General features: G+C 64.3%; 2 protein-coding genes. Both read left to right on the top strand.

Annotated elements, in window-relative coordinates; translation table 11 throughout:
• Positions 1-32 precede the first annotated feature (32 nt).
• Entirely contained in the window at positions 33-1781 is a 1749-nt protein-coding gene (locus tag J2X24_RS11530) for a type I secretion system permease/ATPase (protein WP_209721374.1), read from the top strand.
• A gap of 300 nt (positions 1782-2081) precedes the next feature.
• Positions 2082-15551 (top strand): calcium-binding protein, encoded by a 13470-nt coding sequence (locus tag J2X24_RS11525; RefSeq protein ID WP_209721371.1) that lies wholly within the window; start codon positions 2082-2084, stop codon positions 15549-15551.
• The last annotated feature ends 162 nt before the right edge of the window (positions 15552-15713 follow it).

Genomic DNA, 15713 nt, shown 5'->3' with positions numbered 1-15713 from the left:
CGATATTTCAACACAACAGATTAGGGGGCGTTATGGTCCTGTTGGGTAAAAAGATCAACGGTGTCCTGGCCAACGCGCTGGAAACCTGCAAGCCGCATTTCGTCAACGTCATGATCTTCAGCCTGTTTTTGAACGTGCTGTACCTGACGCCCACCATATATATGCTGCAGGTCTATAACCGCGTCATGCCGACCGGCGGCCTCGCCACCCTGTTCTTCCTCAGCCTGATCACCATCATAGCCTTCCTGGTCCTGGCCATGCTGGACAATCTGCGCACCCGGCTTCTGGTCCGGTCGGGTCTCAAGCTCGACATGGAGCTGTCCGGACCGATCATGACCCAAATCCTGTCGATGCAGGTCCGCTCGACCGAAGCGCGCCCGACGGCCAATGTCATGCGCAACTTCGACAGTTTCAAGCAGGCCATCAGCGGTCAGGGCTTCCTGGCCCTGTGCGACGCGCCGTGGATCGTCATCTACATCCTGCTCTGCTTCCTGCTGCACCCCTACCTGGCGCTGGTCTGTCTGGCCGGCGCGATCATCCTGACCATCCTGGCGGTGATGAATGAGCGCGCGACCTACAAGCAGTTGACCCTGGCCACCCAGGGCATGGCGCGCGCCTATGCCACCCAGGACGTGCTGACCGCCAAGGCGGATGTCATCTCGGCCCTGGGCATGCGCGAAGCCATGGTCATGTCCCAGATGCGCACCCGCCATGAGGCCATGGAAAGCAACGTCCATGCCGGCATGTCGGGCAACCGCTACCGTGCGGCGGCCAAGTTCTTCCGCCTGCTGCTGCAATCGGTCGGACTGGGCGTCGGCGCCCTTCTGGCCGTGGAAAACAAGATCTCGCCGGGAGCCGTCTTCGCCGCTTCGCTGCTGATCTCACGGGCGACGGCGCCGATCGACCAGACCATTTCGTCGTGGAAGTCGCTGGTCGCCGGCTATAACGGCTTCTTCTCGCTCAACGACCTATTCAACTCCGTCGAAGCAAAGCCGGACTATGTCGGCCTGCCGGCGCCGCGCGGCCAGCTTGACCTCGAAGGCGTGTCGGTGGCCAATCATGAGCTCAAGACCTATCTCCTGGCCAATGTCAGCTTTTCGCTTCAGCCGGGCGAAGTCGTGGGTGTCATCGGCCCCAGCGGCGCGGGCAAGACGACCCTGGCGCGCGTCATAGTGGGCGCGGAGGTCTACGACACCGGAGCCGTTCGTATCGACAACGGCGAGCGGCGCGAATGGGATCCCCAGCGCCTGGCGAAATATATCGGCTACTTCCCTCAGGATACCGTGCTGTTCGAAGGCACGGTGCGGGACAATATCTGCCGGTTCGACCATGTGCTGACCGCCGACATGGGGGCGGTGGACGCCGCCGTCGTCCGCGCTGCGCAAGGCGCCGGCGTGCATGAACTGATCATGCGTCTTCCCAACGGCTATAACACGCGCATCGGCATCAATGGCCAGGGACTGTCGGCCGGCCAGGCCCAGCTGATCGGCCTAGCGCGGGCTTTTTACGGCGAGCCCAGCCTCCTGGTCCTCGACGAGCCGAACTCGCACCTCGACAGCGCCGGCGAGGAAATGCTGGCCAAGGCCATCGCCGGCTTCCGCGCCGGTGGCGGTTCGGTCGTCGTCATCGCGCACCGCGCCGGCATTCTGGCGGTCGTCGACAAGCTGCTCGTGCTGCAGGGCGGGCGCGTCCAGTATTTCGGCACGCGGGAAGGCTGGACCCGGCAGCTGGAAAAAGCCGCCGCCAAACCCGCGGCCAATCTCGAGAAATCGCCCGGCTGATACCTCATTTTCATTGAGGCGCGGCCGGTCGCATGCCGATAAAAATCCCCTGCAGGATGTATCTTAATCAAGTCTGTGTGGCCGCGTTGCGATTGTCAGAGACCCGTGATATCTGTGCCGCGCGTCGTGTGCTCTGACGCCGGCCGCGTGCCGTGGGGTATCATTTTATTTTTTTCCGATACCTCGACCTGATTTCCATAAGTACCTTCGCATTCCAGTGCCTGCATTTCTCCCCAGTGCCTGCATTTTCCCAAAGTACGCTGCCTGATTTCTTCCAAGTCATTGCAAGGACATTTCACCATGGCCGACGGTAACGATCTCGACAACATCCTCAATGGCACCGCGGGTCCGGACTCGATCCGGGGCTTTGCCGGCAACGACCATATCGATGGCCTGGAAGGGGCGGACACGCTGGACGGCGGCGACGATAACGACGTTCTGGACGGCGGCGCGGGTGACGACAGCCTTCTCGGCGGTGCCGGGATCGATACCCTCAACGGCGGCGCGGACAATGACACCCTTCTGGGTGGTGCGGGCACGGATTCGCTGCTGGGCGGCGCGGGGAATGACTCGATCGATGGCGGGTTGGAGAACGACACGGTCGGCGGCGGTGCCGGTGACGACATGATCCTTGGCAGCGAGGGCAACGATACCCTGTCCGGCAACGAGGGCAACGACACGGTCCTGGGCGGCGCCGACAATGACGCCATCTATGGCAATGCCGGTTTCGACAGCCTGGTCGGCGGCGATGGCAACGACTACATCGAGGATTCTGAGTCCATCAACACGCTGAGCGGCGGCGAGGGTAACGATACCCTGTATGGCCAATGGCTGGACGGCGGCGCGGGTAACGACCGTATCGAAAAGTACGGTTACGCCTATGATGGCGCCTATCATGGCTCCAGCCTGTCGGGCGGCGCCGGCGCCGACAGCATCTACGGCTCCTACGGCTACACGACGGATGGCACGCACGACACGATCTCGGGCGGTGACGGCAACGACTACATCCAGGACGACGGTTACGGCAAGGAAATCTACGGTGACGCCGACAGCGACACCATCTTTGCTTCAAGTGGCAATGACACCGTCTATGGCGGGACAGGCAACGACTCGATCCGTGGTGACAATGACGCCGACAGCCTGTTCGGCGGCGACGGCGATGACTCGCTGGCGGGTGGCCAGGGCAATGACACGATCGACGGCGGCATCGGCGAAGACACCGCCTTCTACAGCGGCGCCCTCAGCGATTACACGGTAGCGCGCGATGGCGGCGGCAACCTGCTGGTGTTCGATAACCGCTCGGGGTCTCCAGAAGGCGCCGACGTTCTGACGGGCGTCGAGGTCCTGAACTTCAATGGCGTCGAATTCGTGCCGACCGACCTGAACACCGGCACGGTCCAGACGGGTACGGCGGCGAACGAAACCCTGACGGGTTCGGAGCAAAGCGACCAATTGAGCGGTGTGGGCGGCGACGATTCGATCGCCGGCCTTGGCGGCGGTGACCAGATCGCCGGCGGTGACGGCAATGACACGCTCGATGCCGGGGACGGCAACGACGTTGCCAATGGCGGTGCAGGGGCGGACTCCATCCTGGCGGGCGCGGGCAATGACTCGGTCGACGGCGGCACCGAAAACGACACCGTCCTGGGCGGCGCCGGTACCGACTCGATCTCGGGCGGCGCGGGCAACGACTCGATCGACGGCGGCACGGAAAACGACACGATCGGCGGCAATGCCGGCGACGACACGGTCATTGGCGGCGAGGGCAATGACGCGCTCTACGGCAATGCCGGTTTCGACAGCCTGGTCGGCGGCGACGGCAACGACTACATCGAGGACTCGGAGTCTATCAATACCCTGTCGGGCGGCGAGGGTAACGATACCCTGTATGGCCAATGGCTGGACGGTGGTGCCGGTAACGACCGCATCGAAAAGTACGGTTATGCCTATGACGGCGCCTATCATGGCTCGAGCCTGTCGGGCGGCGCCGGCGCCGACACCATTTACGGTTCTTATGGTTACACGACGGATGGCACGCACGACACCATCTCGGGCGGTGACGGCAACGACCTGGTCTATGACGACGGCTACGGCAAGGAAATCTCTGGTGATGCCGACAGCGACACCATCTTCGCCTCCAGCGGTAATGACACCGTCTACGGCGGCACGGGCGACGACTCGATTCGCGGCGACAACGATGCCGACAGCCTGTTCGGCGGCGACGGCGATGACTCGCTGGCCGGTGGCCAGGGCAATGACACGATCGACGGCGGCATCGGTGAGGACACCGCCTTCTACAGCGGCAATCTGGCCGACTATACTGTGGCGCGCGATGGCGACGGCAACGTGCTGGTGTTCGACAACCGCTCGGGATCGCCGGAAGATGCGGATATCCTGACGGGCGTCGAAGTCCTGAACTTCAACGGCGTCGAATTCGTGCCGACTGACCTGAACACCGGCACGGTCCAGACGGGTACAGCCGGGGCGGAAACCCTGACGGGTTCGGACCAGAGCGACCAGTTAAGCGCGCTCGGCGGCGATGACTCGGTCGCCGGCCTTGGCGGTGGCGACCAGATCGACGGTGGCGAAGGCAATGACACGCTCGACGCTGGTGACGGCGGCGACGTCGTTGTGGCCGGGGCAGGGGCGGACTCCGTCATTGCCGGTGCGGGCAACGATACGGTCGATGCCGGTGTGGATAACGATACCGTCCTGGGCGGCGCGGGCGCGGACTCGATCTCGGGCGGCGCGGGCAACGACTCGATCGACGGCGGCACGGAGAACGACACGATCGGCGGCAATGCCGGCGACGATACGGTCATCGGCGGTGAAGGCAACGATACGCTCTACGGCAATGCCGGCTTCGACAGCCTGACGGGCGGTGACGGCAACGACTACATCGAGGACTCGGAGTCCATCAACACGCTGAGCGGCGGTGAGGGCAACGATACCCTGTATGGTCAATGGCTGGACGGTGGTGCGGGCAATGACCGCATCGAAAAGTACGGCTATGCCTATGACGGCACCTATCACGGCTCCAGCCTGTCGGGCGGCGCCGGCGCCGATACCATCTACAGCAGCTACGGCTACACCAATGACGGCACGCACGACACGGTTTCGGGTGGTGACGGCAACGACTACATCCAGGACGACGGCTACGCCAAGGAAATCTACGGCGACGCCGACAACGACACCATCATCGCTTCCAGCGGCAATGACACGGTCTATGGCGGCACGGGCGACGATTCGATCCGAGGTGAAAACGACAATGACAGCTTGATCGGCGGCGACGGTTATGACGAGTTCGACGGCGGCGCGGGCAACGACACCATTGACGGCGGCGACCAAGCCGACACGGTCTATTATTCCGGTGAAGTCGGCGACTACACGATCACCGAGGACACGGCGGCGGGCACGATCACGGTCGTTGATAACCGCTCCGGCTCGCCCCAGGGCACTGACGTCCTGAGCAATGTCGAAATCCTGAGCTTTACCGACGACGACCTGGTGTTCGGCAGCAATCCGGGTTCCGTCATCAACGGCACGATCGATCCTGATACCCTGAACGGCACGCTCGGCGACGACACCATCAACGGCCTGGAGTCGAATGACTCGATCAACGGCCTGGGCGGCGCGGATTCCGTCCTGGCCGGCGATGGCAACGACACGGTCAGCGGCGGCAAGGGCGCCGATACCCTCGTCGGTGGTCTGGGTGCCGACAATCTGAGCGGCAATCAAAGCCACGACAGCCTGGAAGGCAGCGAAGGCAATGACAGCCTGTATGGCAATGAGGGCAATGACACCCTGTCGGGCGGCGCCGACAACGACACGCTTTACGGCAATGCCGGTTACGACAGCCTGCAGGGCGGCGCCGGCAACGACTATCTCGAGGATTCGGAAGGCATCAACACGCTGGAGGGTGGCGACGGCAACGACACGCTTTACGGCCAGTGGCTGGACGGCGGCGCCGGCAGCGACCGCGTCGAAAAGTACGGCTATGCCTATGACGGCGTCTACCACGCCACCAGCCTGGCGGGCGGCGACGGCACCGATACGATCTATGGTTCCTATGGCTATACGACCGACGGCAACCACGACACCCTCTCGGGCGGCGCCGGCAATGACCTGATCTATGACGACGGCTACGGCAAGGAAATCTACGGCGACGCCGACAACGACACGGTCAATGCCAACAGCGGCGACGACAGTGTCTACGGTGGCACCGGCGACGACTCGCTGCGCGGCGAAAACGGCAATGACAGCCTGATCGGCGGCGATGGCGACGATTCGCTGTCGGGCGGCCAGGGCAACGACATCGTCGATGGCGGAGGCGGCACCAACCTCGCCTACTTCTCGGGCAACCGCAGCCAGTACACCATCGTCGGCGACACGACGGGCGTCACCGTTATCGACAACCGCTCGGGCTCGCCGGACGGCACCGACACGATCACCAATGTCCAGACCCTGGTCTTTGCTGACCAGCAGGTCTCGGTCGAAACCGGTATTGCCGGCGCCAGCATCACCGGCAGCGAAGGCGACGATTCCGGCGCCAGCGCCCTGACCGGCACCATCCTCAACGACACGATCTCGGGCCTGGGCGGCAATGACCGCCTGGAGGGCCTGGCGGGTCTCGACTCGCTGTTGGGCGGCGCGGGCAACGATACGCTGGTCGGCGGCGTCGGCAACGACACCATGGACGGCGGCACGGGCGCCAACCAGGCGGTCTTCTCAGGCACGCGCGCCAGCTATACGATCACGACCTCCGCCGGCGTCACGACGGTCACCGACAACCAGCCGGGCACGGATGGCAATGACGGCACCGACACCCTGACCAATATCCGCACCCTGGTCTTCTCCGACCAGACCTACATCATCAATACCGCCCCGGTGGCTGGCAGCGACTCGACCACGACGGCCGAGGACAATGCGCTCAACATCTCGATCGCGACCCTGCTCGGCAACGATACTGACGCTGACGGCGACGCCCTGACCATCACCGGCATCGCCGGCGTGTCGGGTGGCAGCGCGGTCATCAGCGGCGGCAATATCGTGTTTACGCCCTCGGCCAACTTCAATGGCCTGGCACAGATCACCTACATCCTGTCGGACGGCTTCACGACGTCAAACGGCAATGTCAACGTCCAGGTCACGGCGGTCAATGACGACCCCGTCGCCAACAACAACAGTTATACGGTCAATGGCGGCGCGGTCCTGAACATCGCGGCTCCCGGCGTCCTGAACAATGACTCGGACGTCGACGGAAATCCGCTGACGGTGTCAGCGGTCGATACGACCGGCCTGCAGGGTACCCTTACGCACAACGCCAATGGCAGCTTCAGCTTCACGCCGACGGTGGGCTTTGTGGGCGTCACCACCTTCAGCTACACGGTCAGCGACGGCGCCGGCGGCACCGATACGGCGACCGTCTCGATCACGGTCGAGTCGGCCGCGCCCAACGGCGTCAATGACAACTATTCGGTCCATGCCGGCGATGTCCTGACGATTGCCGGTCCGGGCGTGCTTTCCAACGATACCGACCCGAACGGCGACGCCCTGACGGTGACGGCGATCAACACGACCGGCACGCGCGGTACGGTGACCTACAGCGCCGATGGCGGCTTCGTCTTCACGCCGGAAGCCGAGTTCGCCGGCACGACGACCTTCAGCTACACGGTCAGCGACGGCACCCTGACCGATACGGCGACGGTGACCGTGAATGTTCAGAACGCCGCGCCTGTCGTCGGCAATGACAGCTATACCGTCCTGCCGGGCCAGACCCTGAACGGCACCAGCCTGCTGGCCAACGACACCGATGCCGATGGCGACGCCCTGACCCTGGTCGGTGTCAACACGACGAGCCTCAACGGCACGCTCAGCTGGAACCCCGACGGCACCTTCACCTTCTCGCCGAACGGCGGCTTTGTCGGCACGACCTCGTTCAGCTATCAGGTCAGCGACGGCAATGGTGCGTCCGGCCTGCGCACCGGCAACGTTACCATCGTGGTCGGCGGCGGCAGCTATGACGGCAATGCCGACAACAACTACATCACCGCCAGTCCGCTGGCCGATACGGTCCAGGGCTTTGCCGGCAACGACACCCTGTACGGTTTCGAAGGCGACGACAGCCTCGATGGCGGCACCGAAGCGGACGAACTGTACGCAGGCACCGGCAACGACACGTCGCACGGTGGTGCGGACAATGACCACCTGAACGACTACTCGGGCAATAACCAGATGTTCGGTGACGGGGGCAACGACACCCTTATGGGCACGGGCACGCTGGACGGCGGCGAGGGCAATGACCAGGTCACGGTCGGCACCGGCCAGGGCCTGGGCGGCGCCGGTGATGATACAGTCACGGGTGCGAATGGCGCGCAGACCCTGATCGGCGGCGACGGCAACGACAAGCTGGAAGGCCTGCACGGCGACGACAGCCTGGACGGCGGCGCGGGCGCGGACATCTTCCTCGGCGACTCGAACCTGGACGGCAACGACACCATGAACGGTGGCGCGGGCTATGACGTCGCCTACTACAGCGGCATCAGCACCGATTACACGATTACGACGGTGGCCGGTGTCACGACAGTCGTCGACAATCGCGTCGGTTCGCCGGAAGGCACCGACACCCTGACCAATATCGAGCTGCTGATCTTCGAAGACGGCGAATACTACCTGTCGCCGACCGTCGTGGGCGGCCTGATCAACGGCACGACCGCTGACGACTCGATCCCCGGCGCCGGTCCGTTCTTCTTCACCGACGTCGATGGTTCCGACACGATCGATGCCCTCTCCGGCTTCGACCGCGTCAATGCCGGCGGCGGCCACGACCTGGTGCTGGGCCGCATCGGCAACGATGTGCTCCGCGGTGAGTATGGCAACGACACCATGATCGGTGGCTCGGGCGACGACACCCTGCTGGGCGGCACCGGCCAGGACGTACTCTACGGCACCAATGCGACCGTGGGCGGCTTCGCCGACAATGCCGACGGTAATGTCGACGGCAATCCGGACTTCGACAATGACAGCCTGGATGGCGGCGCCGGCAACGACACCGTCTATGGCGGCAACGGCGCGGACCTGATCACCGACAGCCTGGGCCAGAACATGCTGTTCGGCGGCGAAGACGGTGACACCGTCACCGGCACCGGCACCCTGGACGGTGGTGCGGGCAACGACACCGTCAGCGGTACCGGCGTGCTGCAAGGCGGCGCGGGCAACGATGCCGTCACCGGCTGGGGCACGCTTTACGGCGGCGCGGACGAAGACGCCCTCGCCGTCTATACCGGCGGCACGGGCTATGGCGAAGGCGGCAACGATACCCTGGTCGGCGCGCATCCGTTTACCGCCGTCGATGGTGCGCAGACGCTCGACGGCGGTGCGGGCGATGACATCATCTACGCCAACTATGGCGCAGACAGTGTCGACGGCGGCACGGGCAGCGATACCCTGTTCGGCGGCGACGCCAACGACACCATCAATGGCGGCGGCGGTGACGACACGGTCAACGGCGCGCAGGGCAATGACAGCCTCGACGGCGGCGACAGCTACGACGTCGCGACCTACGCCCAGCGCCGTGAGCAGTATTCGATCATCCAGGACGGCGCCGGCGGCTATTATGTCGTCGACAACCGCACTTCCAACGGTGACGAAGGCGAAGATCGTCTGAACAGCTTCGACGTCATTCGCACCTTCGATATCGAGTTCGAGGTGTCGAACGCCAATACCGGCCAGGTCTTCAACGGTACTGCGGGCAACGATACCCTGGCGGGCACCTATTACGACGACAGCATCACCGGCGGCGCTGGCGACGACGTCCTGGGCGCGGCCCTGGCTCTGGCGACGACCAGCGTGCCGGGCTCGGCCGACATCGGCAACGACATCATCTGGGGCGGTGACGGCAACGACACCATCAATGGCGCCGGTGGCTTCGACCGCCTTGACGGCGGCATCGGCAACGACGCCATCCTGGGTGATACGGGCGAAGATACCCTGCTGGGCCAGGACGGCGACGACTCGCTGAGCGGCGGCGGCGGCAACGATACCGTCGACGGCGGCGCGGGCAATGACAGCATTCTCGGCGACGCCGGCAATGACAGCATCACCGGCGGCGCAGGCACCGATACGGTCGATGGCGGCCAGGGCAATGACACCATCACGGCCAACGGTACGGTCGGCGGCGGTGACGGCGAAGACTATGTCAGCGGCGCGGGGGTCATTTCGGGCGATGCGGGTGACGACACCATCTTCGGCGCGGGCACGCTCGACGGCGGCCTCGACGACGACCACGTCTATGTCCAGCACGGCGGCACGGGCCTCGGCGGCGAAGGCGCCGATACCCTCTACGGCTATACGCCGTCGACCTATGACGGCGGCGATCAGGTCCTCGACGGCGGCCTTGGCACCGACGAACTGTACGGTTATGGCGGCAACGATACCCTGGTCGGCGGCCAGAACGACGACACCCTGACGGGCCACCAGGGCGCGGACCTGCTCTACGGCGGTTCGGGTTTCGACAAGGCGCGTTACGGCGGCAACATGCTGGTCCGCACCGAGACCAATGACGGCCTCGGCAACGTCACCATCGAAAGCGCCGATTACATCATCACCTATCACCTCGATGGTGACGGCTATATCACCGATGGCGCGGTCATCACCGCCAAGACCGGCTCGGAAGGCACCGACACCCTCTATGGCGTCGAACTGCTGGTCTTTGCCGACGACGAACTGGACCTGCCGTTCGGCGGCAATACCGGCATCGTCTATACCGGCACGGCCTTCGACGACATCCTGATCGGGGATTCGGGCGACGACACCATCAACGGCAATAACGGCAATGACCGTCTGTCCGGCGACGACGCCAACGACGTCATCCACGGCAATGTCGGCAACGACGTGCTGTTCGGGGACTCGGGCGCGGATACGCTGTACGGCGACGAAGGGCTTGACCACATCTATGGCGGTTCGGGCAGTGACGAAGCTTTTGGTAACGCAGGCGACGACACGATCGAAGGCGACCAGGGTTCCGATACCCTGCACGGCAATGAGGACAACGACCGGATCACCGACTACAGCGGTTTCAACCAGCTGTTCGGCGACGAGGGCAACGACTACCTGCAGTCCAACACCTCGACCCTGCGTGGTGGCATCGGCAACGACACGCTCTATGGCTTCGACGATCTGCAACAGGGCGAGGACGGCAACGACTACCTCTACGGCTCGGGCACGCTGCAAGGTGGCACCGGCCTGGACTCGGTTTATGGCTGGGGCCAGTTGGAAGGCAACGAGCAGAACGACACCCTGGGCGTCGGCGGAGACAGCACCGGCAAGGGCGGTCTGGGTGACGACCTGGTCTTCGGCTGGGCGCCCTACTATGCCGACGGCAGCCAATACCTCGAAGGCAACGAAGGCTCGGATACGATCCACGGCAACTGGAGCAAGGATACGGTCGACGGCGGTGACGCCGACGACACCCTGTCTGGCGGCCAGGACGATGACACCCTCATCGGCGGCTCGGGCACGGACATTGCGCAATATGGCCGTGACCGCGTCTACTACTCAGTGATCGAAGACGGCGTCGGTGGTTACGTCATCGTCGCCAACCGCTCCAACGAAGGCAGCGATGCCTTGAGCGGCGTCGAAACGGCGGTCTTCACCGATATCAGCCTGGGCCTGACGGCGGCCAATGCCGGCGAGATCCAGATCGGCACTGCGGGTCCCGATTCGCTGACTGGCGGCGCCAATGACGACAGCCTGGTCGGCCTCGGCGCCAACGACACGCTGAAGGGCCTGGCCGGCAACGACCAGATTCGCGGTGGCGAGGGCGACGACAGCATCGAGGCGGGCGTCGGCTACGACGTCGTCTATGCCGATGCCGGCAACGACTTCGTTTCCGGCGGCGACGGCGAAGACCTGGTCTGGGGCGGCGCGGGCGTCGATACCCTGTTCGGCAATGCCGACAACGACACCCTCAACGGCGAAGCCGGTGCCGATAACCTCTATGGCGGCGACGGCAATGACAGCCTGAGCGACTTCGACAACGCGGCCAACCTGCTGCAGGGCGATGCCGGCAACGACACGCTTAGCGGCACGGGTACGGTCCTGGGCGGCGTCGGTCAGGACAACATCTACGGCTCCGGCAGCATCAGCGGCGGTGACGACAATGACGGCATCACCGGCTGGGGCACAGTCCACGGCGACGCTGGCGACGACGTGATCGCGGCCGGCGACCAGGCTAAGGCCTACGGCGATGACGGCAATGACGCGCTCTACGAATATGTCTGGTCGACGGGTGACCAGCACTTCTACGGCGGTGCGGGCAACGACACCATCGGCGCGGGCTATGGCTCCGACACGCTGGAAGGCGATGCGGGCAACGACTCGCTGAGCGGCGGCTACGGCGACGACCAGCTGTTCGGCGGCACGGGCATTGATACCCTGCGCGGCGACGGCGGCGACGACAAGCTGTTCGGCGATGCCGGCGACGTGGCGGTCTATGCGGGCAACCGCAACGACTACACGGTTGTCGAAACGGCCGGCAAGATCGTGGTCATCGACAACCGCGCCTATTCGCCGGACGGCACGGACACCATCTACGGCTTCGAAGACCTCATCTTCCTCGACGGCAGCTACACCGGTACGCCGAACTATGGCTACGAATATTACGGTACGGCCGGCGCCGACACGATCAGCGACAATTCGAGCGCCGGTGTCACCACGACGCGTCCGGACAACACCAATACCAGCTCCGGCGACGACACGGTCTGGGGCTATGGCGGCGACGACCTGATCAACGGTCTGGCGGGCGCCGACGTCCTCTATGGCGGTGACGGCAACGACACCGTTCTGGGCGGCACCGAGCCTGACCGCATCTACGGCGAAGCCGGTAACGACAGCCTGGTCGGCGGCGACGAAGACGACCTGGTCTTCGGCGGCATCGAGCAGGACACGATCACCGGCGGTGCGGGCGAAGACGCCCTCTACGGCGACGAAGGCAACGACTCCATCGACGGCGGCGACCAGGACGACGCCATCAATGGTGGCGACGGCTTCGACTCGCTGTTCGGCGGCAATGGCGACGACACCGTCAATGCCGGTGACGGCGCCGACACCATCAACGGCTGGGTCGGCAACGATTCCTTACGTGGTGGCGCGGGCAACGATATCATCACCGATATCTACGGCGTCAACATCATTACTGGCGACGAAGGCAACGACACGCTGGCCGGCAATGGTGAGCTGAACGGCGGTACGGGCGACGACAGCATCACCGGCGGCGCCGGCGACGACACGCTGGACGGCGGCGATGGTACGGACACGGTGCGCATCAACGGCAACCGTGGCGACTACTCGGTCGTCGACCTGGGTGGCGGCAGCTTCGCGGTCATCGACCACGCCGGCAATACCGGCTCGGATACGGTCCGTAACGCCGAAAGCCTGGTCTTCAACGACATGACCTTCACCCCGATTTCCGGCGGTGCGGTCATCACCGGCACGGACGGCATCGACAACCTCAATGGCACGGCTTCGGACGACTCGATCTCGGCGCTGGATGAGGCCGATACGGTCAATGCCGGCGACGGCAATGACTTCGTTTATGGCGGCGGGGGCGATGACAGCATCATCGCGGGTATCGGCAACGACTACGTCGACGCCGGTTCGGCCAATGACGTCGTCGCCGGCGGCGCGGGCAACGATACCTTGCTCGGTAACGACGGCACCGACCTGGTCAATGCCGGTGACGGCGCCGACCGTGTCCTCGGCGGTTTCGGCAACGATACGCTGAACGGTGAGGCCGGCAACGACACCCTCCAGGGCGACAATAATGATGACGCCATCTCCGGCGGCGCGGGCAACGACAGCCTGGCCGGCAACCACGGCAACGACACGCTGAACGGCGGTGACGACAACGATAATCTCTACGATATCGAAGGCGCCAACCTCCTGAGCGGCGGCAACGGCAACGACACCCTGTACGGCGCCGGCAACCTGTACGGCGGCGCGGGCGCCGACAATGCGGGCCTGTGGTCGACGGGTACCATCCTGGGCGAAGCGGGCAACGATACCCTCAGCGGCAGCGCCGGCAACGACACGCTGTCCGGCGGTGACGACAACGACCTGGTTTATGCCGGCCTCGGTGTCGATGCGGTCGATGGCGGTATCGGCAATGACACCCTGTTCGGCGGCGCCGGCCAGGATACGCTCAACGGCGGCACCGGTGATGACTTCATCACCTCCGACGAAGGGCATGACCTGGTCAATGGCGGCGACGGCAACGACATCGCCCGTTTCTATGGCCTGCGTTCTCAGTACACCATTACCCAGGACGGTTCGGGTGGCTATTACGTCATCGACAACTTCCCGGAAAATGGCGACCAGGGCCAGGATCACGTCACGGGCGTCGAAACCTTGCGCTTCGACGACGTCGACTTCATCCCGACCGCGGCCAATACCGGCGTCTACCAGAACGGCAATGTCACGCCGGACAACTTCTCCGGCGGCGCGGGCGGCGACTCGTTGTCGGGCTTCGGCGGCAACGATACGCTGCGCGGCCTGGACGGCAACGACACCCTGCGTGGCGGGGATGGCAACGACTCGATCCACGGCGGCAACGGCAATGACCGTCTCGACGGCGGTTCGGGCCGCGACAGCCTCTATGGCGGCGCTGGCGCGGACCTCTATATCATCGATGATGTCAACGATGTGATCGACGAAACCGTCGATCAGGCGGTGGACGACGGTGCTGTCGATCAGGTCCAGTCGGACGTCACCTGGACGCTGAGCGCCAACCTTGAAAACCTGCAGCTGATCGGTGTCTCGAACATCAACGGCACAGGCAATGGCGGCGTCAACCTCATCCGCGGCAATGTCGGCAACAACATCCTCGACGGTGCTGCCGGCAATGATACGCTGGAAGGCGGGGCGGGCCATGACACGCTGCTTGGCAGCGCTGGCAACGACTCGCTGTCGGGTGGCGAAGGCTCCGACTCGCTGGAAGGCGGCGCAAACAACGACGTGCTGAATGGCGGCGTGCGCTGGGATACCCTGCGCGGCGGCGACGGTGACGACATCCTGGATGGCGGCATCGACAACGACCAGATGTACGGCGGTATCGGCAACGATACCTACGTCGTCGATCACGTCGGTGACCGGGTCTACGAAAACTTCGGCGAGGGCACCGACACGGTGAAGTCGTCGATCAGCTTCGCCCTGACGCCGGACACCGAAATCCTGTACCTGACCGGCATCGCCGACATCAGCGGTACGGGCAACGGCCTGGCCAACCAGCTCAACGGCAACGTCGGCAACAACACCCTGACCGGCGGTCTCGGCAACGACACCGTCAACGGCTGGGACGGCAATGACAGCCTGGTGGGCGGCAACGACCACGACAAACTGTCGGGCGGCTCGGGCACTGACACCCTGGTCGGTGGCCATGGCAATGACGTGCTGGGTGGCGGTACCCTGGCGGACGACTTCGTCTTCTCGTCGGTCGCCATCAATGGCCACGACCACATCACCGACTTCGAGCACGGTGTGGACCGCCTGGTCTTCTCCGGCGCCGATTATGGCTTCGCCGCGGGCCACGTGCTGACGGCTGCGGAGTTCACCGTCGGTGCGGCGGCTGTCGGAGCGTCGGCCCAATTCATCTGGGACAGCGCGGCGCACAAGCTGTACTGGGATGCCGACGGCAACGGCGCGGGCGCGGCTTTCGAGCTGGCCCTGATCTCGGGCGGTGCCACCGTTACCAAGGACGACCTCTACTTCATCTGAGGCCCGGATTTGGATCGCTGAAACAAAAGGCCGCTGGATAATTCCGGCGGCCTTTCTGTTTTTCGCCGCCGGCCATACATCCCATTGAGCGAAAGCGTTCGTAAACCGTCAAATTCCTGCGCTAAGGAAGCGTTTACTTTAACTTTTTAGGCGATCGCAAGC

Source organism: Asticcacaulis solisilvae, assembly GCF_017875235.1.
GTDB lineage: Bacteria > Pseudomonadota > Alphaproteobacteria > Caulobacterales > Caulobacteraceae > Asticcacaulis > Asticcacaulis solisilvae_A.
This window is presented reverse-complemented; position numbering and strand designations above follow the sequence as displayed.